General features: G+C 60.3%; 17 protein-coding genes. 12 read left to right on the forward strand and 5 right to left on the reverse strand.

The features are described from left to right. Positions 1-82: 82 nt before the first annotated feature. From rsmA to QMK51_RS02975, 4 genes are read right to left on the reverse strand one after another with little or no spacing between them, the layout of a single operon-like run. Positions 83-901, reverse strand: a complete 819-nt coding sequence (gene rsmA, locus QMK51_RS02960; RefSeq protein ID WP_320393132.1) for a 16S rRNA (adenine(1518)-N(6)/adenine(1519)-N(6))-dimethyltransferase RsmA — start codon at positions 899-901, stop codon at positions 83-85. Then, entirely contained in the window at positions 898-1887 is a 990-nt protein-coding gene (pdxA, locus tag QMK51_RS02965) for a 4-hydroxythreonine-4-phosphate dehydrogenase PdxA (protein ID WP_320393133.1), read from the reverse strand. Before pdxA ends, rsmA begins: the two co-directional genes overlap by 4 nt. After that, entirely contained in the window at positions 1884-3200 is a 1317-nt protein-coding gene (gene surA / locus QMK51_RS02970; protein ID WP_258698797.1) for a peptidylprolyl isomerase SurA, read from the reverse strand. The genes pdxA and surA overlap by 4 nt, the downstream gene beginning before the upstream one ends. After that, the gene (locus tag QMK51_RS02975; RefSeq protein WP_258698798.1) at positions 3181-5955 is read right to left on the reverse strand and encodes an LPS-assembly protein LptD; all 2775 of its coding nucleotides are present in this window, start codon (positions 5953-5955) and stop codon (positions 3181-3183) included. The genes surA and QMK51_RS02975 overlap by 20 nt, the downstream gene beginning before the upstream one ends. A 130-nt stretch (positions 5956-6085) precedes the next feature. Here QMK51_RS02975 and QMK51_RS02980 point away from each other — a divergent pair, with 130 nt between their 5' ends. The 3 genes from QMK51_RS02980 to QMK51_RS02990 are packed head-to-tail and all read left to right on the forward strand — an operon-like array spanning position 6086 to position 8542. After that, positions 6086-7105 (forward strand): aminoglycoside phosphotransferase family protein, encoded by a 1020-nt coding sequence (locus QMK51_RS02980; RefSeq protein ID WP_320393134.1) that lies wholly within the window; start codon positions 6086-6088, stop codon positions 7103-7105. Beyond that, entirely contained in the window at positions 7102-7773 is a 672-nt protein-coding gene (gene murU / locus QMK51_RS02985; protein WP_258698800.1) for an N-acetylmuramate alpha-1-phosphate uridylyltransferase MurU, read from the forward strand. The genes QMK51_RS02980 and murU overlap by 4 nt, the downstream gene beginning before the upstream one ends. Before the next feature lies 1 nt (position 7774). Beyond that, positions 7775-8542, forward strand: a complete 768-nt coding sequence (locus tag QMK51_RS02990; RefSeq protein ID WP_258698801.1) for a TerB family tellurite resistance protein — start codon at positions 7775-7777, stop codon at positions 8540-8542. 141 nt (positions 8543-8683) lie between these two features. Here QMK51_RS02990 and QMK51_RS02995 read toward each other — a convergent pair whose 3' ends face one another. Next, complete coding sequence (locus QMK51_RS02995) at positions 8684-9676, reverse strand: alpha/beta hydrolase family protein (protein ID WP_320393135.1); 993 nt, start codon at positions 9674-9676, stop codon at positions 8684-8686. Between the two features lie 73 nt (positions 9677-9749). Here QMK51_RS02995 and QMK51_RS03000 point away from each other — a divergent pair, with 73 nt between their 5' ends. The 9 genes from QMK51_RS03000 (at position 9750) to QMK51_RS03040 (ending at position 20676) form a co-directional block, all read left to right on the forward strand. After that, positions 9750-12146: a PAS domain S-box protein gene (locus QMK51_RS03000; RefSeq protein WP_320393136.1), complete on the forward strand. Its 2397-nt coding sequence runs from the start codon at positions 9750-9752 to the stop codon at positions 12144-12146. 142 nt (positions 12147-12288) lie between these two features. Next, positions 12289-12930, forward strand: coding sequence for a response regulator transcription factor (locus QMK51_RS03005; protein ID WP_258698804.1), 642 nt, complete (start codon positions 12289-12291; stop codon positions 12928-12930). A gap of 369 nt (positions 12931-13299) precedes the next feature. After that, positions 13300-14424 (forward strand): ABC transporter ATP-binding protein, encoded by a 1125-nt coding sequence (locus QMK51_RS03010; protein ID WP_320393137.1) that lies wholly within the window; start codon positions 13300-13302, stop codon positions 14422-14424. A gap of 46 nt (positions 14425-14470) precedes the next feature. Continuing rightward, on the forward strand, positions 14471-15514 hold the full coding sequence (locus tag QMK51_RS03015) for an ABC transporter substrate-binding protein (protein WP_320393138.1): 1044 nt from the start codon (positions 14471-14473) through the stop codon (positions 15512-15514). Positions 15515-15653: 139 nt separating this feature from the next. Beyond that, the gene (locus tag QMK51_RS03020) at positions 15654-16901 is read left to right on the forward strand and encodes an ABC transporter permease (RefSeq protein ID WP_320393139.1); all 1248 of its coding nucleotides are present in this window, start codon (positions 15654-15656) and stop codon (positions 16899-16901) included. A gap of 12 nt (positions 16902-16913) precedes the next feature. Beyond that, the gene (locus QMK51_RS03025; RefSeq protein ID WP_258698808.1) at positions 16914-17738 is read left to right on the forward strand and encodes an ABC transporter permease; all 825 of its coding nucleotides are present in this window, start codon (positions 16914-16916) and stop codon (positions 17736-17738) included. A 220-nt stretch (positions 17739-17958) separates the two neighbouring features. Beyond that, positions 17959-19107: an iron-containing alcohol dehydrogenase gene (locus tag QMK51_RS03030; RefSeq protein WP_258698809.1), complete on the forward strand. Its 1149-nt coding sequence runs from the start codon at positions 17959-17961 to the stop codon at positions 19105-19107. Between the two features lie 79 nt (positions 19108-19186). Then, positions 19187-19861, forward strand: a complete 675-nt coding sequence (gene rpe, locus QMK51_RS03035) for a ribulose-phosphate 3-epimerase (protein WP_007941649.1) — start codon at positions 19187-19189, stop codon at positions 19859-19861. Continuing rightward, the gene (locus QMK51_RS03040) at positions 19858-20676 is read left to right on the forward strand and encodes a phosphoglycolate phosphatase (protein ID WP_258698810.1); all 819 of its coding nucleotides are present in this window, start codon (positions 19858-19860) and stop codon (positions 20674-20676) included. Before rpe ends, QMK51_RS03040 begins: the two co-directional genes overlap by 4 nt. Positions 20677-20704: the final 28 nt, after the last annotated feature.

Consider the following 20704-nt stretch of genomic DNA (forward strand, 5'->3'; position numbering starts at 1 on the left):
GCGTAACTGATAGAACTCAGTCTAGGCCAAGTATCGGGTAGTAAACCAGAGTAGCGTCCTACCCGATAGCGCTCATCGCCTGTCAGTCGGTGGCAGGCTTTTGTAGGGCTTGTTCGCTGAGCTTGTCGGCCAGCCGCACGAAGGCAGCCAGGTCGAGCTGCTCGGGGCGCAGGCTGCCATCGACGCCGGCGGCTTCGATTTCGTCATTGCTCAGCAGCAGTTTCAGCGTATTGCGCAGGGTTTTGCGGCGCTGGTTGAAGGCTTCGCGCACAACGCGCTCCAGCAGACGATGATCCTTGGCCGGGTGAGGCAGCACCGCGTGGGGCACCAGGCGCACGATCGCGGAGTCGACTTTGGGCGGAGGATTGAACGCGCCCGGGCCGACATTGAACAGATGCTCGACCCGACAATGGTACTGAACCATGATCGACAGGCGACCCCAGTCACCGCCGCCAGGCCCCGCCGCCAGGCGCTCGACCACTTCCTTTTGCAGCATGAAGTGCATGTCGCGTATCAGGTTGGCGTTGTGCAACAGGTGAAAGATCAGCGGGGTAGAGATGTTGTACGGCAGGTTGCCGACCACTCGCAGGCTGTTCGGCGCGGCGTTCAGGCTGTTGAAGTCAAACTTCAGCGCGTCGCCCTGATGCAGGTTGAAGTTGCTCTTGCCGGCGAACTGCTGGTTGAGGATCGGGATCAGGTCCTTGTCCAGCTCTACGACGTCCAGTTGGGCGCCGCTGTTGAGCAGGCCTGCGGTCAATGCACCCTGGCCCGGGCCGATTTCCAGCAGGCGGTCTTCGGGTTTGGCGTGAATGGAGCGCAGGATGCGGTCGATAACGCCGGCATCGTGCAGGAAATTCTGGCCGAAGCGCTTGCGCGCCCGGTGCTGGTAATGCTCGGTCATAAATGGGTCTCGGCCATCTGGTAGGCGGTTTCCAGGGCGACTTGCAGGCTGCCGGTGTCGATGTTGCCGCTACCGGCCAGATCCAGGGCGGTGCCGTGGTCGACCGACGTGCGGATGATCGGCAAGCCGAGGGTCACGTTGACTGCCGCGCCGAAGCCTTTGTATTTCAGCACGGGCAGGCCCTGGTCGTGGTACATCGCCAGCACTGCGTCGCAGTGCTCCAGATATTTGGGGGTAAACAGAGTGTCGGCGGGCAGGGGGCCGCGAAGGTCCATGCCCTCGCCGCGCAGGCGCTCTAACGTAGGTTCGATGATGTCGATTTCTTCATGGCCCAGGTGGCCGCCTTCACCGGCGTGCGGGTTAAGCCCGCAGACCAGGATGCGTGGCTGGGCGATGCCGAATTTTTCTTGCAGGTCGGTATGCAGAATCCGCGTGACCCGCTCCAGGCGCTCCGGCGTGATTGCGTCGGCGATCTCGCGCAGGGGCAGGTGAGTGGTGACCAGCGCCACGCGCAAGCCGCGGGTGGCAAGCATCATCACTACTTGCTCGGTGTGGGTCAGGTCAGCAAGAAATTCGGTGTGCCCGGAAAAGGCGATCCCGGATTCATTGATCACGCCCTTATGGACGGGGGCGGTGATCATGCCGGCGAAATGCCCATCAAGGCAGCCTTGGCCTGCGCGGGTCAGGGTTTCCAGGACGAAAGCCGCATTGGCCTTGTCCAGTTGCCCGGCGGTGACCCTGGCGTTGAGCGGCGTATCCCATACATACAGGCTGTTGGCCGGTGCAGGAACATTCGGCCAGCAGTCCGGCGCTACCGGCAGCAGATCGACAACCACGCCCAGCTGCGCGGCCCGCTCGATGAGCAGGTCGCGGCTGGTAATGGCAATCAGAGGGTGTGGCTGGGCTTGCGAGGCGAGCAGCAGGCACAGGTCAGGACCTATGCCGGCCGGCTCGCCGGGGGTCAGCGCGAAACGCTTGGGTTTCACTGCGTTGCCTGGTCTGCACCAGGGAGTTTGATCTCTACATACGCTTCGTCACGGATCTGACGCAGCCAGGTTTGCAGCTCTTCATCGTATTTGCGGTTACGCAGTACGGTCATCGCTTGTTGCTCGCGGGCCTGGGTGGTGCTGTCAGTGGCGCGACGGCCAAGGACTTCCAGAACGTGCCAGCCATATTGGGTCTTGAATGGTTTGGACAACTGACCTTGTGGGGTCTTGGCCATCACTTCGCGGAACTCAGGTACCAGGGCATTCGGGTCGATCCAGTTCAGGTCGCCACCGTTGAGGGCGGAACCCGGATCTTCCGAGAAGCTTTTCGCCAGTTCGCCGAAATCTTCGCCCGCTTCGATACGGGAGTAGAGTGATTGAGCCAGGGCTTTGGTTTTTTCTTCGTCGCGGATCGGGCTTGGTTTGACCAGGATGTGACGCACATGCACTTCGTCACGCACCTGGGCTTCGCCGCCACGCTTGTCGAGGATCTTCAGGATAATGAAGCCGCCCGGGGTGCGCATTGGCTGGGTCACATCGCCAACCGCCATGGTGCTCAGCAGGCGATCGAACGGAGGTGGCAGTTGAGCGGCTTTACGCCAGCCCATGTCGCCGCCTTCCAGCGCGGTTTCGCTGGCGGATTTGGCGATTGCCAACTGACCGAAGTCAGCGCCTTGCTTGAGTTGCTGGTAAACCGCGTCGGCTTGTTTGGCGGCATTCTGAATGGCGTCGGAGTTAGCGCTTTCCGGCGTAGGAATCAGGATGTTGGCCAGACGAAACTCTTCGGACAGCTGCATTTTGCCCAGATCGGATGCCAGGAAGTTCTTCACTTCCTGTTCGGAAACCTGGATGCGCTCGGCCACACGACGCTGACGCACGCGGCTGATGATCATCTCGCGACGAATCTGGTCACGGGCGTCTTCATAAGACAGGCCGTCGCGAGTCAGGGCGGCGCGGAATTGATCCAAAGACATGTTGTTGCGCTGGGCAATGGTGCCGACAGCCTGGTTCAGTTCTTCATCGGTAATGCGGATGCCGGAACGCTCGCCAATCTGCAATTGCAGGTTTTCGACGATCAGACGCTCAAGCACCTGCTGATCCAGTACGCCGGCAGGCGGTACGGCAGCGCCGCGTTTGGCGATGGTTTGCTGAACTTCATGGACACGCTGGTCCAGCTGGCTCTGCATGACCACGTCGTTATCGACGATGGCCACCACTTTGTCGATGGATTGAACCGCGGCGTTGGCCGCGGTACCCAGGAACAGCGCGCCCAGCATCAGCGGGCGCAGACAATCAGAAAGCTTGGTCTTCACGTTCACGATAACCTTGGATGCCTTTGTCGAGGAAGCTCTCTACTTTGGCGCCGGTGAGGCCGCCGAGTCCCTTCAGAACAATTTGGAGGAAGACGCCGTGGTCGCCTTTTTCGTTTTCCGGAGCGTTTTGACTGTTTTCGTCATAAGCAACCCAGTAACGGTTGATCAGGCGCAGTTTCCAGCAGCAGTTGTCGTACTCGAAACCACCGAAGGCTTCCAGGGTACGGTTACGGTTGTAGTCATACTGCCAGCGGCTGATGGCGTTCCACTGCGGCACGATCGGCCAGATCACCGAGAAGTCGTGCTGTTTGATCTTGTAGTAGTCCTTCACATAGTTCGCGTCGCCCGGAGAACCGTAGTCGCCACCGCCCACCGACCATCTACCGGTGTTCTGGTCATAACGGACCTGGTCATTGCGATAGCGATAACCGGCGTTGATAACCTTGTTCGGGTTGTCTTCAGGCTGGTAGTGGAACATCGCGCTGCCCGAGCGAGGGCTGCGGCTGTCCGGGTCCCAGTTGTAGTCGGCAGTGGTGCGCCAGTCGCGGTTCCAGCGGTATTCGTATTCCAGTGCATACGGCGAAACGTTGGCCTTGGCGTCATCCCGGTCATCGAAAGCGACACCCGGCAGTTGGACTTTACGGTCCTTGAAGTACAAGGCCTGGCCGACGCTGATGCGTTGACGTTCGAAACCGTTGTCTTCAATCCAGCGGTTGGTCACGCCCAGCGACAGTTTGTTCTCGTCGCCGACACGGTCGGAGCCGGAGAAACGGTTGTCACGGAACAGCGACGCGTAGTTGAAGGTGTATTCGCCGGTGTCAAAGACTGGAATATCGGTCTGATCCTTCTCTGGAACATAGAGATAGAACAGGCGCGGCTCCAGGGTTTGGCGATAATTCTTGCCGAACCATTGAGTGTTGCGATCGAAATACAGGCCGCTGTCGATACTGGCAATCGGTACGCCACGGTTCTGATTACGGCTGTAGCTCTCATCTGCAAGTAGAGTGTTTTTGCCCCGCTGATCCAGGTCCAGATCGTACTGGGTGTACTGGTACTTCAGGGACGGTTTCAAGAAACCATAAGTCCAGTTCAACGGCAGGCTGACACCCGGCTTGAGGTTCAAGCGGTTGCCATTGGCGCGTGCCAGGCCCTGTACGTTGTTATCAAGGCGCGATTCGACAGTGCCATCTTCGTTTACGAAGTTACCGTTCTTCAAATCACGGTCGAACCGGACGGCCTCTGTCTCGTAATCGAAATTCAGGCCTTCCGGATGATACGGCAGCTGACCATTGAAGGTGATCTGCGGCAAACGATCATACGGCGTGATGTTCGAAACGGTCGCCAGCTGATAAGCCTGGGCGTTCAAGCGAGCGGTGTAGCTGTCGCCACGATAGGTGACAGAACCCTGCTGGTTTACGTAATCAGCGCTTTTCACACCAATCTGGTCGGTCTGCAGATCCTGGAAGTAATACGGATCGCTGATCTTGGTGTAGTCGACCTGTGTGAAGACCCGCGAATCCAACCCGCCCTTGTGCTGCCAGTTATACATGTAGCGGTTTTTCTGGTAGTCGGTTTGCTTGCTGCGATCGGTGTCTTCGTCGTTGAGGTACGCTGCGCCGAACTGACCTTCGCTGGACTTGGTCAGGTAGCGGAATTCGCCTTCCATCAACAGCCCGTGCTTGCTCATGTAGCGCGGGTACAACGTGGCATCGTAGTTCGGTGCCAGGTTGAAGTAGTACGGAGTGACCAGCATGAAGCCGGTATCGCTGCCGGTGCCGATGGTCGGCGGCAGGAAGCCGGACTGGCGACGGTCGTCGATCGGGAAATAGATGTACGGCGTGTACAGAACCGGAATGTCCTTGACCCGCAGCGTCACGTTGGTCGCGGTACCGAAACCGGTCGCCGGGTTCAAGGTGATGTTGTTGCCCTTGAGCTGCCAGGCATTGCTGTTCGGTTCGCACGTGGTGTACGTACCATCCTTGAGACGGATGATCGCGTTCTCGGCACGTTTGGCGTACAGCGCGTTACCGCGGATACGCGACTTGTGCATCACGTATTCGGCGTTGTCGACCTTGGCTTCACCGGTGTCGAGCTGCACGTCGGCGTGGTCGCCCACGATCAGTGCGCCATTGTCGCGAATGCGCACGTTGCCGCTCAATTCGCCACGGCTCTCGGCCTGGTACAGGTTCGCTTCGTCGGCTTCGACCTGCATGCTGCCCTGACGCATGACCACGTCACCGGCCAGGGCAGCGACCTGCTCTTCCTGCTTATAGCGGGAGGCCTTGGCACCGATAAAGGTCGGAGCGTCACTTTTATTCGTCTTGTCATTCATGCCAGGACGAATCGGTTCGATATAGGAACCAGAGCAGTAAGGACCGGTTTCGGCCAATTGCGCTGCAGTGAGCTTCTCGCGTGGAACCCAGTCGAGGTGGCTGTAGTCTTCACTACGCGACTTCAGGCCGCGGCCCTTGGACTCGGTAACCAGCACAGGCTTGGCGCCGGTGTCTTCACTGGAGCCGGTGCCTGCCGGGGTTTCGCCAGTGGCGGAAACTGCGCTGCCATCATGGACAGGACGCGGTGGCAATGCGGCTGCCGGCGCTTTTGGCGCACAGTCCCAGGCACCCGAAGCAGAGACTGAGCAGTCATACTGTTCCGCGGCGACCACGAACGACGTGGCCAAGGGTTGGAGGGCCAGCAGACTGCCGGTGACCAACAACGGAAATTTTTTACGAAACGCGGGGGATTTCAATGCCATCTTATTAGTCCGGGCTTCCTGCGTGCCATCTGCCCGCGGTGTGGGCCGCACGCCTCTCGATGGTCTGAAAAAGATGCTGGATAATAAAGCATGACCCGCTTGACGGCTAGCGCCGTCGGAGACCCTTGCAATGCCTGACCAAGATGTACGCTTGCAACACCTGAAAGTTTGGCTCGATGAACAGTTGGCTATCCTCTTTGCAGAACAGGGCTGGGGTGCCGTACCCCCGGCCACGTTGACCGCGGCCAGTAGCGACGCGAGTTTTCGGCGCTATTTCCGCTGGGACGGCGCAGGCAGAAGCTTCGTCGTGATGGACGCGCCGCCCCCCCAGGAAAACTGCAAGCCCTTCGTGGATATTGCTTTTCTGCTGGCGAAATCCGGAATAAATGTGCCAAAAATTTATGCCGAAGACCTCGAGCGTGGTTTTCTTTTGCTCAATGACCTGGGCAACAAGACTTACCTGGACGTGATCGACAGCGAAAATGCCGACGATTTGTTCAAGGATGCCCTGCAAGCGCTGTTGGCTTTTCAGCAGTTGCCGATGGTGGCGCCGTTGCCGAGTTATGACGTGGCGTTGCTGCGTCGCGAGCTGGAGCTGTTTCCCGAGTGGTACGTGAAACGTGAGTTGGGCATCGAGTTCGACCCGGCGCAGCAAGTGCTCTGGCAGCAGGTCAGCGACCTGCTGATCGACAGCGCCCTGGCTCAGCCAAAAGTGCTGGTGCATCGCGACTACATGCCGCGCAACCTGATGATCAGCGAGCCGAATCCCGGCGTGCTGGATTTCCAGGACGCGGTTTACGGCCCTGTGACCTACGACGTGACTTGCCTGTTCAAGGACGCGTTCCTCAGTTGGCCTGAAGAGCGCGTGCGCGGTTGGCTGGCTGATTACTGGCAGCAAGCCGGCGCGCTCGACATCCCGGTCCAGCCTGACTTCGAAGACTTCCTGCGCGCCAGCGACCTGATGGGCGTGCAGCGTCACTTGAAAGTCATCGGCATCTTCGCCCGCATCTGTCATCGCGATGGCAAGCCACGCTATCTCGGCGATGTGCCGCGCTTCTTCGCTTATATAGACGCGGTCATCGCCCGTCGCCCTGAACTGGCGGAGCTGGATGTGTTGCTGGCCAGTCTGCGTGCCGGAGCAAAGGCATGAAGGCAATGATTCTGGCAGCGGGTAAGGGCGAACGTATGCGCCCGCTGACCCTGACCACGCCAAAACCGCTGGTTCGTGCCGGCGGAGTGCCCCTGATCGAGTATCACCTGCGCGCTTTGGCAGCAGCAGGGTTTACCGAGATCGTGATCAACCATGCCTGGCTCGGTCAGCAGATAGAAGATTATCTGGGGGATGGCTCGCAATATGGCGTGAGCATTCAGTACTCGCCGGAAGGTGAACCGCTGGAAACCGGCGGCGGAATATTCCGCGCATTACCATTGTTGGGGGGCGAGGCCTTCGTGGTAGTCAACGGCGATATCTGGACCGACTACGACTTCAGCGTGTTGCACCAGCCTATCGTCGGGCTCGCTCATTTGGTACTGGCGGATAACCCGGCGCATCACCCGAGCGGAGATTTCACCCTGGTCGATGGCCATGTGCGGGATGGTCAGCCGGATACATCAACCCTGACCTACAGTGGCATCGCCGTGCTGCACCCGCAGCTGTTTGACGGTTGCTCGGCCGGGGCCTTCAAGCTTGCGCCGCTGCTGCGCAAAGCCATGGCTGAGGGGCAGGTGACCGGCGAACGCCTGAGAGGGCATTGGGTGGATGTCGGCACGCATGAGCGTCTGGCTGAAGTAGACACTCTGATAGAAGCGAGACGCTGACATGTTGTGGCCAGGGACTCTGATTGGAGCCGGAGCGGGCTTTGCCATAGCCAGCATTCCGGGGGCCATGCTCGGCGCTTTGTTGGGACAGGCGCTGGATCGGCGCTTGCACCTGCAGAGCTGGGCGCATTTATGGGAAAAATTCGGTGGTCGCTCGGTGCTGCGCAACGATGAACTGCTGTTCGTGTTGCTGGGTCGATTGGCCAAAAGCGATGGGCGGGTAGTGGATGGGCACATCCAGCAGGCGCGGCAGGAAATGCGTTCGTTGGAGATGACCGAATCGGCGCAACGTCGCGCCATTGCCGCCTTCAACCGCGGTAAGTCGGGACACGACCGGTTGCGCAGTTATCTGCGACGCTTGAGTGCTCAACCCCATGCGGCGGAAGGCGTGTTGCGTGCCTGTTGGCGGATGGTCTGGGCCGATGGCCGCGCTGGTAGCAGTGAGCGCGAACTGATTGCCCAGTGGGGCAAATGGTTGGGCTGGACGTCACAACAGGTGCAGGCCTTGGCGGCAGACTATGAGCCGCAGAAACGCCCATTGGTCAACGCCGCCCTGACTTACCAGGATGCCTTGCGGTTATTGGGAGTCTCGGCGACCAGTGAGCCTGCGCAAATCAAACGCGCCTATCGACGCCTGCTCAGTCGCCATCACCCGGACAAGATTGCCGGCAGTGGCGCGACGGCGTTGCAGGTTCGTGAGGCGACGGACAAGACTCGTGAACTGCACAATGCCTACACGTTGATTCGTGAGCGGCGGGATTTCCGGTAGCAGGATAGGTATGTGTTGTTTGTGATGCCGCCATCGCGAGCAGGCTCGCTCCCACATTAAATCTTTAGGGGACACAGAATTTGTGTACGACCGAGATCAATGTGGGAGCGAGCCTGCTCGCGATTGGGGCGACGCGATCTGTCAGTTCGCCGCAGGCTGCGGATTCAACCATCCCCGCACCCGGCGAACCAACTGCTCTTGCTCTGCCTTGGCATTCCCCGGCAGGGCCTTGAGCGATACCTGGCTGAACGCCGAAGTCTTCAAACGTTTGTTGGCCTGCAAGCGTTCCAGTGCCGCGTTTCGATCCAGCGGTTTGTCGATGTAGAACATGTCGGCGACGGGCAGCTTGATCGTCGGCGTCAATTCGGCCAGCCCGGGCTTCGCCGTAATGGGTGTCTGGGCGGCGACCATCACGAATTTGCCGACTTGCGATGGCTGCTTTTCGCTCAGATAACGCGCGGCCCAGTAAGCGCCGGTACCATGGCCCAGCACAACGATACTGCGAGCGCTTTGCTGTTCGGCGTAGGCGATGGCTGCATCGATGCGAGCGAAGATTCGCTCGGCGTTGGCTTTGGCCTGTTCTTCGGTGGTTTCGGCGATGGCCTTGTCGGCCACCTCCGCTTCGCCGCCGGCCGCCTGTTCGATGGGTGCCGCGGTCGTGGAGTCTTTGCTGCCGGCATCAGGCGATTTGGGTGCTGGCGCCACTTCGACGATACGTGGCGCAATGGCTTCGCCTTGCAGGTCTGGCAAGGTGATACTCAGGCTGCTCCACTCGGCGTCTGGCAATTGGCGGCGCAATGGGCTGATCGCTTGCGGCCAGTCAACGGTTTCGCCAGCGCCCGGGATGATAATCACCGCGCCTTTGGGTTCGGCGGTATTGGCCGGTTTCCACAAGGCGAGAAAGCTGTCGGTGCCGGCTTGCAGTTGTTGCTGTTCCTGCGCAGGGATTTTTCGCTCAAGTGCTGTCGCTTCTTCCTGACTACGCTCAAGCAGCGGCTGGCGTTCGACCGGTTTTTCTTCGGCGGGCTTTTCCGCAGTGACAGGTGCGGGGTCGGCCGCCTCGACGGAAAAGGCGCACGGCAGGATCAGCGACAGGCACAATGCTGGCAGCGCCAGGCGGTAGACAGGGGGCATCGGATATTCCAGGCCAGAAGTTATTCCGGCAGCCTAATGGGTTGGTCAGTATTTGTCAGTGTGTGAGACTTCGATGATGCATTTTCGCTGCCTGTGGGTTATCGGCTGTTTGTGGTTTCCCTTGATGGGCTGGGCGGCCCCCGCGCCACCGGCGCATGTCGCGCAACTGTCGCCAGCGCAACAGCAATGGCTGGCGCAGCATGGCGAATTGCGGGTCGGGGTGGTGTTGCAAGCGCCCTATGCCCAATACGATCGCCGCTTGCAGCGACTGTCCGGGGTTAACGTCGAATTGATGAAATGGCTGGCCAAGGCGCTCAAGGTCGAGCTGAGCTGGCGTAATTATCCCGATCTTGCGCAACTGGAAGCTGCCGCCCGTGAAGGCGACATCGATATCGCGCCAGGGCTGACGCAAACCCCTGCCGGTTTGCGGTTCTGGCAGTTTTCCGATCCCTATATGCGGGTATCGCAACTGGTCGTCAGCGACCAGAAGAGCACCGGCACGGTGGAGCTGGAAAAACTCGACAGCCAGACCCGCGTCGCCGTGCGCATGCCCAGCGTCACCGCCGATTTCTTGCGTAGCAATTATCCTCATCTGAACCTGCAAGGCGTGCCTCTGGAGCGCCAGGCGCTGCAATTGTTGTTGAGTCAGCAGGCCGGTTACGCGGTGGTCGATGAAGCGCAATTCGGGCGTCTGTCTGCCGAGCCCGAATTCTCCGGGCTGGTCGTGGTGGGCGACATCGGTTTCCCGCAATTGCTGCGAGTGGCCACGCGTCGGGACTGGCCGGAACTGGCCGGCATCGTCGAGAGCGCGCTGCGGGCGATCCCGGCCAAGGACCTGGAGCACCTGCACAATCAGTGGCTGCAACCCAAGTACCCGCGGCTGTCCGAGTCGCCGGGATTCTGGAAAAACCTCTGCCTGCTCTTGCTGGTGTTGTTGCTGAGCAGCATGGCCATTGTGTTCTGGCAGCGTCGTCAGCAACACAGTCTGGAGCAACGACTGCTGGCGGCGCGCGAAGACATTGCCTTGCGCGAAGCCAGTGAAGAGGCCTTGCGCCTCACGCAGTTTTCCATCGACCAAAGCACCGTCGGCATCCTTTGGGTCAACTGGGACAGCCATGTGCGCTACGCCAACCGCGCAGCCGAAACCATGCTCGGCTACCCGGCGGGCGGGATCATTGATCGGCCATTGATCGATTTCGAGCCCGGCTTGCACATGGACCGCTGGCTGAATCTGTGGAAGCGCGCCCGAGCCAGCGAGGAAGGGCCGCTAAGTTTCGAAACCAATTGCGTGCGGGCCGATGGCAGTGTTCTGCCGGCGGATGTTTCGTTGAGCTTCTTGCGTTTTCGCGAGGGCGAATACCTGGTGGTTTACCTCAATGACGTCACCGAGCGTCGGCGTGCCCTGGCCGCCTTGCAGGAAAGCGAGGCGAGGCTGCAAGGGATCGCCGCCAACGTCCCCGGGCTGGTCTTTCGTCTGGAGCGCGCGCCGGTGACAGGGCAGATCGACTTTGCCTACATCAGTGAAGGCAGCGAGAGCCTGGTGGGCTACTCGCCGGCCACCCTGGCCCATCGGGACAAAGGCCTGCGCAGCCTGGTGCATCCGGATGACAAGGCCAGTTATCACCAGACCCAGGACCATGCACTGGATACCGACAGCGACTGGTCGTGGCAGGGGCGGATTCTGACCCGTCAGGGCGAACAGCGCTGGGCCGAGATCAAGGCCATCACCCGCCGCCTTGAAGACGGTGCCTATGTCTGGGACGGCATCGTCTGGGACATCACCGAGAGCAAGCGCATCGAACTGGAACTGGCCAGCTCCCGCGAGCAGTTGCGCGAGTTGTCCGCGCACCTGGAGAGCGTGCGGGAGGAGGAAAAGGCCCGGATTGCCCGGGAAGTTCATGACGAACTGGGGCAGATGCTGACCGTGCTGAAGCTGGAAACGTCGATGTGCGAACTGGCTTACGCCCAGCTCGATCCGGGCCTGCACGAGCGCTTGAACAGCATGAAGCGTTTGATCGCTCAGCTGTTTCAACTGGTGCGCGATGTGGCCACGGCGCTGCGGCCGCCGATTCTCGATGCCGGGATCGCCTCGGCCATCGAGTGGCAGGCGCGGCGGTTCGAGGCGCGCACGCAGATCCCGTGCCTGGTGCAGGTGCCGGATAACTTGCCGGTGCTCAGCGACGCCAAGGCCATCGGGCTGTTCCGGATCCTTCAGGAGGCGCTGACCAATGTCATGCGCCACGCCCAGGCGCATACTGTTGAACTGACGCTGACCCTTGAGGGCAATGAACTCTGCCTGACGGTCAGCGATGATGGCGTAGGATTTGTCGCTGCCCCTGGCAGGCCGACATCGTTTGGCGTGGTCGGTATGCGTGAGCGGGTGCTGATCATGGGCGGGCAGTTGTCACTCGAGAGTGAGCCGGGGGAGGGCACGACCCTGAGTGTGCGAGTGCCGCTGGATGAAGCCTGAAGAATTTGTGGTGTCTGTGCTGACGTCTTCGCGAGCAGGCTCGCTCCCACAGGGATGGGGTAATTACACAGATCTTTGACACACCGAAATCCAATGTGGGAGCGAGCCTGCTCGCGATGATCTTGGCTCTGACATAAGAAGAATGGAGAAGAACGTGATCCGTGTACTGGTAGCCGAAGACCACACCATCGTTCGCGAAGGCATCAAGCAATTGATCGGCCTGGCCAAGGACTTGCTGGTGGTAGGGGAGGCGAGCAATGGCGAGCAGTTACTCGAGACCTTGCGCCATGTTCCCTGCGAAGTGGTGTTGCTGGACATCTCCATGCCTGGGGTCAACGGCCTGGAAGCGATTCCGCGGATTCGCGCCTTGAACAACCCGCCGGCGATTCTGGTGCTGTCGATGCACGACGAGGCGCAGATGGCCGCCCGGGCGTTGAAGGTCGGTGCCGCTGGCTACGCCACCAAGGACAGCGATCCGGCATTGCTGCTGACGGCGATCCGCAAGGTGGCGGCGGGCGGGCGCTACATCGACCCGGACCTGGCCGACCGCATGGTCTTCGAAGTCGGCCTGACCGATGCGCGGCCGTTGCACTCGTTGCTGTCGGAACGTGAATTCTCGGTGTTCGAGCGCCTGGCCCAGGGCGCCAACGTCAACGACATCGCCCAGCAATTGGCCTTGAGCAGCAAAACCATCAGCACCCACAAGGCGCGGCTGATGCAGAAGCTCAACATCACCTCCCTGGCCGAACTGGTGAAGTACGCCATGGAGCACAAGCTCCTCTAAAGAACACCGCCGTCCCCTGTGGGAGCGAGCTTGCTCGCGATGAGGCCGTATCAGTCAACGTTGATGTTGGCAGACAATCCGCTATCGCGAGCAAGCTCGCTCCCACAGGTATGTCCATCAACCGTCCAGTCGTGGACATATCCGATAACGACAAGCGCTACTGAACACTTTTACCGGTTATTGCGGCTTGCAGCTCACCGCCTGTCGCCATCACGAATCGACATATCCATCCCCGCCATCCTTGTAGGGCAATCCCTACCCCCAACCTTCCATCCGGCTGAGGCGATTCTCTCCTGCGCCCCGATTTGCGCGGCTCCCAGCGTCCACTAGGCTTAGTCCACAGCAGTCATCAATAACAAAGGTGTGGGTATGAGCCAGGTTGATTCAAGCGCAGGGGCCAGCGAAATTCTGGTCAGCTTTCGTGGAGTGCAAAAGAGCTACGACGGCGAGAACCTGATCGTCAAAGACCTCAACCTGGATATTCGCAAAGGCGAATTCCTCACCTTGCTCGGGCCATCCGGCTCCGGCAAGACCACTAGTCTGATGATGCTCGCCGGTTTTGAAACGCCAACCGCCGGGGAGATTCAACTGGCCGGGCGTTCCATCAACAACGTGCCGCCGCATAAACGCGATATCGGCATGGTGTTCCAGAACTATGCGTTGTTTCCGCACATGACTGTGGCCGAGAACCTGGCGTTCCCGCTGACCGTACGCGGCTTGAACAAAAGCGACGTCAGTGACCGGGTCAAACGTGTGCTGAGCATGGTTCAGCTCGACGCCTTCGCCCAGCGCTATCCGGCGCAACTGTCCGGCGGTCAGCAGCAGCGTGTGGCCCTGGCTCGCGCCCTGGTGTTCGAACCGCAATTGGTGCTGATGGACGAACCCCTCGGCGCACTGGACAAACAACTGCGCGAACACATGCAGATGGAAATCAAGCACCTGCACCAGCGCCTCGGCGTGACCGTGGTCTACGTGACCCACGACCAGGGCGAAGCCCTGACCATGTCCGACCGCGTCGCCGTGTTCCACCAGGGTGAGATTCAGCAAATTGCACCGCCGCGCACGCTCTACGAAGAGCCGAAAAATACCTTCGTTGCCAACTTCATCGGCGAGAACAACCGCCTCAACGGTCGCTTGCACAGCCATACCGGCGACCGCTGCGTGGTCGAGCTCGGTCGCGGTGAAAAGGTCGAGGCGCTGGCGGTCAACGTCGGCAAGACCGGCGAGCCCGTCACGCTGTCGATTCGTCCGGAGCGCGTGAGCCTAAATGGCTCGAGCGAGTCCTGTGTCAACCGCTTCTCAGGGAGGGTGGCGGAATTCATCTATCTGGGCGACCACGTCCGGGTTCGCCTGGAAGTCTGCGGCAAGACCGACTTCTTCGTGAAACAACCGATTGCCGAGCTCGATCCCGCGCTGGCTGTCGGCGACGTGGTACCGCTTGGCTGGCAGGTCGAACACGTTCGCGCGCTCGACCCACTTCTAGAGGCGCACTGATCGCCCCCGCTTCACCAACACTAACCCTGCAGTTGGAGAACAATAAATGTTGAGATCCCTGAAATTCACCGCCCTGGTCGTGGGCATGATGGGTGCGGCGCACGCGATGGCGGCGGGTCCGGACCTGACTGTGGTTTCCTTTGGCGGGGCGAACAAGGCGGCGCAGGTCAAAGCCTTCTACGCACCGTGGGAAGCGGCCGGTCACGGCAAAATCGTCGCTGGCGAATACAACGGCGAGATGGCCAAGGTCAAAGCCATGGTCGATACCAAGAGCGTGTCCTGGGACCTGGTGGAAGTTGAATCGCCAGAACTGTCCCGTGGTTGCGACGAAGACATGTTCGAGCAGCTGGATCCGAAGCTGTTCGGCAAGTCCGAAGACTACGTCAAAGGTGCTATCCAGCCTTGCGGCGTGGGCTTCTTCGTGTGGTCGACAGTGTTGGCCTACAACGCCGACAAGCTGGCATCCGCACCGACCAGTTGGGTCGATTTCTGGGATACCAAGAAATTCCCGGGCAAGCGCGGCCTGCGTAAAGGCGCCAAGTACACCCTGGAATTCGCCTTGATGGCCGATGGTGTGGCGCCGAAAGACGTCTACAAAGTGCTGGCCGGCAAGGACGGTCAGGATCGTGCGTTCAAGAAACTCGATGAGCTCAAGCCAAACATTCAGTGGTGGGAAGCCGGCGCACAACCGCCGCAATACCTCGCCTCCGGTGACGTGGTCATGAGCTCGGCCTACAACGGCCGGATCGCGGCGGTACAGAAAGAAAGCAACCTGAAAGTGGTGTGGAACGGCGGCATCTACGACTTCGACGCGTGGGCGATTCCAAAAGGTCTGGATAAGACCCGTGCCGAAGCGGCGAAAAAATTCATCGCGTTCTCGGTGCAACCGCAGCAACAGAAGACCTACTCGGAAAACATCGCCTACGGCCCGGCCAACACCCAAGCCGTGCCGTTGCTGGCCAAGGATGTCCTGAAAGACATGCCGACCACCCCGGAAAACATCGCCAACCAGGTGCAGATCGACGTCAGCTTCTGGGCTGACAACGGCGAGCAACTGGAGCAGCGCTTCAATTCCTGGGCAGCGAAGTAACCACAACTAATGTGGGAGCGGGCTTGCCCGCGATGGCGTCATCACATTCAGCATTCATGTTGACTGATACATCGTCATCGCGGGCAAGCTCGCCCCCACAGGTTGTTCGAATTAGAAAGATCGATTTCCGGAGTACGCCATGGCTATCGCCGTTCCCGTGAACGCGGGCACTGACCCCACCTTGAAGCAGCGGCTCAAGCACGCCGAGCGTGTCAATCGCTGGAAAGCACAAGCCTTGATCGCGCCGTTGGTGCTGTTTCTGTTGCTGGTGTTCCTGGTGCCGATCGTGGCGCTGCTCTTCAAAAGCGTCGGCAACCCGGAAGTGGTCGGCGTCATGCCGCGCACCGTGGCGGCCATCGCCAGCTGGGATGGCCGCGGCCTGCCCGCTGAGCCAGTCTATAAGGCAGCCAGCGAAGACCTTGCCGAAGCCCGCAAGAATCAGACCTTGGGCGACTTGTCCAAGCGCTTGAACATGGAGTTGGCCGGCTACCGCAGCCTGTTGACCAAAACCGCACGCGCCTTGCCGTTCGCCACGGAGCCGACTTCTTATAAAGCTGCGCTGGAAGGGCTCGACGAGCGCTGGGGCGATCCGGCCTATTGGCAGGTCGTGCGTCGCAACACCAGTGGCGTGACGCCTTATTACCTGCTGGCCGCCGTCGACCACCGTATCGACGACCTCGGCGAACTGGCCCGGGCCACTCCCGATCAGGCGATCTACCTCGATATCTTTGCCCGGACCTTCTGGATGGGCCTGATCATTACCATGATCTGCCTGGTGCTGGCCTACCCGTTGGCCTACCTGCTGGCGAACCTGCCATCGCGCCAGAGCAACCTGCTGATGATTTTGGTGCTGTTGCCATTCTGGACCTCGATTCTGGTGCGGGTCGCGGCGTGGATCGTGCTACTGCAATCGGGTGGCCTCATCAACAGTGGTCTGATGGCCATGGGTGTCATCGATAAGCCGCTGGAGCTGGTATTCAACCGCACCGGGGTTTATATCTCGATGGTGCACATCCTGCTGCCATTCATGATTCTGCCGATCTACAGCGTGATGAAAGGCATTTCGCCGACCTACATGCGAGCAGCGATTTCCCTCGGCTGCCACCCGTTCGCCAGTTTCTGGCGGGTGTACTTCCCGCAAACCTATGCCGGTGTCGGCGCCGGTTGCCTGTTGGTGTTCATCCTCGCCATCGGCTACTACATCACCCCGGCGTTGCTGGGCAGCCCGAACGATCAGATGGTCAGCTATTTCGTCGCCTTCTACACCAACACCAGCATCAACTGGGGCATGGCGACCGCGCTCGGTGGGCTGTTGCTGCTGGCGACCGTGGTGCTTTATCTGATTTACAGCTGGCTGGTGGGCGCCAGTCGCCTGCGCCTGAGCTAAGGGGAGAGTGAAATGCTGAGTCCTTATATGTCGCCCATCGAACGGGTGTGGTTCTACAGCTTGCGGATTCTCTGCGGCTTGATTTTGTTGTTCCTGATCCTGCCGGTGCTGGTGATCATTCCGTTGTCGTTCAACTCGGGGAGTTTTCTGGTCTATCCGCTGCAAGGCTTCTCGCTGCACTGGTACCAGGACTTCTTTGCTTCGGCCGAATGGATGCGTTCGTTGAAGAACAGCATGATCGTCGCCCCGGCAGCGACGGTACTGGCGATGATCTTCGGTACGCTGGCGGCCATCGGCCTGACCCGGGGGGACTTCCCGGGCAAGGCGCTGGTGATGGCGCTGGTGATTTCGCCGATGGTGGTGCCGGTGGTGATCATTGGTGTGGCCAGTTACCTGACCTTCGCTCCACTGGGGTTCGGCAACAGCTATATCTCGTTGATCGTTGTGCACGCCGTGCTGGGCGTGCCGTTCGTGATCATCACGGTATCGGCGACCTTGCAGGGGTTTAACCAGAATCTGGTGCGAGCCGCTGCAAGCCTGGGCGCTTCGCCACTGACGACGTTCCGTCGGGTGACTTTGCCGTTGATTGCGCCGGGCGTGATCTCTGGTGCGCTGTTTGCCTTCGCCACCTCGTTTGATGAAGTGGTGGTGACGCTGTTCCTCGCTGGCCCCGAACAAGCGACCTTGCCTCGGCAGATGTTCAGCGGCATCCGCGAAAACCTCAGCCCGACGATCGCCGCTGCCGCGACGTTGCTGATCGCATTCTCGGTGATCCTGTTGCTGACGCTGGAATGGCTGCGTGGGCGCAGCGAAAAACTGCGCACCGCGCAGGTCTGAAGCCACAGGCGGTAAAAATGTGGGAGCGGGCTTGCCCGCGATGACGGTGCATCAGTCAGCACTGATGTTGGATGTCATGACGCCATCGCGGGCAAGCCCGCTCCCACAGGGATTTAGGGTGATTTCGGAATCTGCGGTGATTCATGATTTGAATAACAGACAAACCCCAATCCCCAGCTACTATTGTGCCCAGCTCCCCTATCTATAAGAGGCTGCGCACATGAGTCTTTCCTCTTTCAAAATCGCTCACAAACTGATCACTGGTGCAGGGGCCATCGAGCAACTGGCGGCTGAGCTCACGCGTCTGGACATCGACAACCCACTGATCGTCACCGACGCCGCACTGGTCAAGTCGGGCACGGTAGAGTTGGCGCTGGCGCAGTTGGGTGAGCGCAGTTACGAGATTTTCGACCGGGTGCTGCCGGACCCGGAAATTGCCATCGTCGAAGATTGCATGCGGGTTTACCGCGAAGGCGGGCATGACGGGCTGATCGGCCTCGGTGGCGGCAGTGCCATCGACATAGCCAAGAGTGTTGCGGCCTACGCCGGTTACCACGGCGCACTGGAGGATTTGTTCGGCGTCGATCAGGTGCCGCGCAAAGGCCCGCCGCTGATCGCCATCCCGACCACTGCCGGCACCGGTTCGGAAGTGACCAATGTGGCGATTCTTTCCGACAGGGTCGCGCAGCTGAAGAAGGGCATTATCAGCGATTACCTGTTGCCGGACGTGGCGCTGGTCAGCCCGCAAATGACCCTGACCTGCCCGCGCAGTGTCACCGCCGCCAGTGGCGTCGATGCGCTGGTGCATGCCATCGAGTCCTACCTGTCGCTCAGTGCCTCGCCCATCACCGATGCCCTGGCCATTGGCGCGATCAAGCTGATTACCAAGGCGCTGCCCAAGGCCTACGCCAATCCTTCCCATCTGCAAGCCCGCGAAGACATGGCCACCGCCAGCCTGATGGCCGGCATGGCGTTCGGCAATGCCGGGGTTGGCGCGGTGCATGCGTTGGCGTATCCCCTGGGTGGGCGTTTCAACATTGCCCATGGCGTCAGCAATGCCTTGTTGCTGCCGTATGTCATGACCTGGAACAAGATGGCCTGCGTTGAACGCATGCAGGATATTGCCGAGGCCATGGGGGTGAAGACCGCTCATCTGAGCGCCAACGAAGCGGCGGACAAAGCCGTGGAGGCGATGACCGAGCTGTGTGCGGTGGTGGAAATCCCGCTGGGGTTGCGCAGTTTCGGAGTGCCCGAGGACGCGATCCCGGCCATGGCCGTGGAAGCCGCCGGCATCGAACGGCTGATGCGCAACAATCCGCGCAAATTGACGGCCGTCGATATCGAGAAGATCTACCGAGCGGCCTACTGATCATCGCAGCACGGTGCGCGCGTCAAAGCATGAGGTATACAATGCGCGCCATCGTGATTCTGCTCAAAAAAGGTGCGTCATGCAGCCCTTCGTCATTGCTCCATCGATTCTCTCCGCCGACTTCGCCCGCCTGGGTGAGGAAGTGGACAACGTCCTGGCCGCCGGCGCCGACTTCGTGCACTTCGATGTCATGGACAACCACTACGTGCCCAACCTGACCATCGGCCCGATGGTGTGCTCCGCGCTGCGCAAGTACGGCGTGACTGCGCCGATCGACGCGCACCTGATGGTCAGCCCGGTGGATCGCATCGTCGGTGACTTCATCGAGGCCGGCGCGACCTACATCACCTTCCACCCGGAAGCCACGCTGCACGTCGACCGTTCCCTGCAACTGATCCGCGAAGGCGGCTGCAAGGCCGGTCTGGTGTTCAACCCGGCGACCCCGCTGGACGTGCTCAAGTACGTGATGGACAAGGTCGACATGATCCTGCTGATGAGCGTCAACCCGGGCTTCGGCGGGCAGAAGTTCATTCCCGCCACCCTCGACAAGCTGCGTGAAGCGCGGGCATTGATCGATGCCTCCGGTCGTGACATCCGCCTGGAAATCGACGGTGGCGTGAACGTGAACAACATTCGTGAAATCGCGGCTGCCGGCGCTGACACCTTCGTGGCCGGTTCGGCGATCTTCAATGCGCCGAACTATCAGGAAGTGATTGAAAAAATGCGCTCCGAACTGGCGCTGGCTCGCCCATGAGCGGTTTTGAGCAGCTGTTCCCGGGGCGTCTGCCGCGGCTGGTGATGTTCGATCTGGATGGCACGCTGGTCGATTCGGTCCCCGACCTCGCGGCGGCTGTGGATAACATGCTGCTCAAACTCGGGCGCCAACCTGCCGGCATCGAATCGGTGCGTGAGTGGGTGGGCAACGGCGTGCAGATGCTGGTGCGCCGGGCCTTGGCCAATCACATCGATGCCGAGGGTGTCGATGAGGTCGAGGCCGAACATGCCCTGGAGTTGTTCAACGGCTTTTATGAGGACGGTCACGAGCTGACCGTGGTTTACCCCGGCGTGCGCGATACCCTGAAATGGCTGCACAAGCAGGGTGTCGAGATGGCGCTGATCACCAACAAACCGGAGCGCTTCGTCGCGCCGCTGCTGGATCAGATGAAGATCGGTCGTTATTTCCGCCTGATCATCGGCGGTGACACCCTGCCGCAGAAAAAACCGGACCCGGCCGCGCTGTTTTTCGTGATGAAAATGACCAACATTCCGGCGTCGCAATCGTTGTTCGTCGGCGACTCGCGCAGCGATGTGCTGGCGGCGAAAGCGGCGGGGGTCAAATGCGTGGCCCTCAGTTATGGCTATAACCACGGCCGGCCGATTGCCGAAGAGTCGCCGACGCTGGTCATCGATGATCTACGCAAACTAATTCCCGGTTGCCTGGATCCGGCCGCTGGGATAACGTTGCCCGACGCTGTTCAATCCCCTCCTGGAAACGCCATCGTGGTGGTCACTCGCAAACTCTGGATGAAAGTCATCAAGGCCCTGGCCCGCTGGCGTTGGCGCGCCTGACTTGTTCCTGGCCGGCGTACCGGCGCGT

This window comes from Pseudomonas sp. P9_31 (assembly GCF_034008235.1).
Taxonomy (GTDB): domain Bacteria; phylum Pseudomonadota; class Gammaproteobacteria; order Pseudomonadales; family Pseudomonadaceae; genus Aquipseudomonas.

What these genes read in the sequence shown, in the direction of transcription:
- rsmA (WP_320393132.1), bottom strand. Translation starts at nt 901, where the DNA reads ATGACCGAGCATTACCAGCACCGGGCGCGCAAGCGCTTCGGCCAGAAT.
- QMK51_RS02975 (WP_258698798.1), bottom strand. Translation starts at nt 5,955, where the DNA reads ATGGCATTGAAATCCCCCGCGTTTCGTAAAAAATTTCCGTTGTTGGTC.
- QMK51_RS02980 (WP_320393134.1), top strand. Translation starts at nt 6,086, where the DNA reads ATGCCTGACCAAGATGTACGCTTGCAACACCTGAAAGTTTGGCTCGAT.
- murU (WP_258698800.1), top strand. Translation starts at nt 7,102, where the DNA reads ATGAAGGCAATGATTCTGGCAGCGGGTAAGGGCGAACGTATGCGCCCG.
- QMK51_RS02990 (WP_258698801.1), top strand. Translation starts at nt 7,775, where the DNA reads ATGTTGTGGCCAGGGACTCTGATTGGAGCCGGAGCGGGCTTTGCCATA.
- QMK51_RS02995 (WP_320393135.1), bottom strand. Translation starts at nt 9,676, where the DNA reads ATGCCCCCTGTCTACCGCCTGGCGCTGCCAGCATTGTGCCTGTCGCTG.
- QMK51_RS03000 (WP_320393136.1), top strand. Translation starts at nt 9,750, where the DNA reads ATGATGCATTTTCGCTGCCTGTGGGTTATCGGCTGTTTGTGGTTTCCC.
- QMK51_RS03005 (WP_258698804.1), top strand. Translation starts at nt 12,289, where the DNA reads ATGGAGAAGAACGTGATCCGTGTACTGGTAGCCGAAGACCACACCATC.
- QMK51_RS03010 (WP_320393137.1), top strand. Translation starts at nt 13,300, where the DNA reads ATGAGCCAGGTTGATTCAAGCGCAGGGGCCAGCGAAATTCTGGTCAGC.
- QMK51_RS03015 (WP_320393138.1), top strand. Translation starts at nt 14,471, where the DNA reads ATGTTGAGATCCCTGAAATTCACCGCCCTGGTCGTGGGCATGATGGGT.
- QMK51_RS03020 (WP_320393139.1), top strand. Translation starts at nt 15,654, where the DNA reads ATGGCTATCGCCGTTCCCGTGAACGCGGGCACTGACCCCACCTTGAAG.
- QMK51_RS03025 (WP_258698808.1), top strand. Translation starts at nt 16,914, where the DNA reads ATGCTGAGTCCTTATATGTCGCCCATCGAACGGGTGTGGTTCTACAGC.
- QMK51_RS03030 (WP_258698809.1), top strand. Translation starts at nt 17,959, where the DNA reads ATGAGTCTTTCCTCTTTCAAAATCGCTCACAAACTGATCACTGGTGCA.
- rpe (WP_007941649.1), top strand. Translation starts at nt 19,187, where the DNA reads ATGCAGCCCTTCGTCATTGCTCCATCGATTCTCTCCGCCGACTTCGCC.
- QMK51_RS03040 (WP_258698810.1), top strand. Translation starts at nt 19,858, where the DNA reads ATGAGCGGTTTTGAGCAGCTGTTCCCGGGGCGTCTGCCGCGGCTGGTG.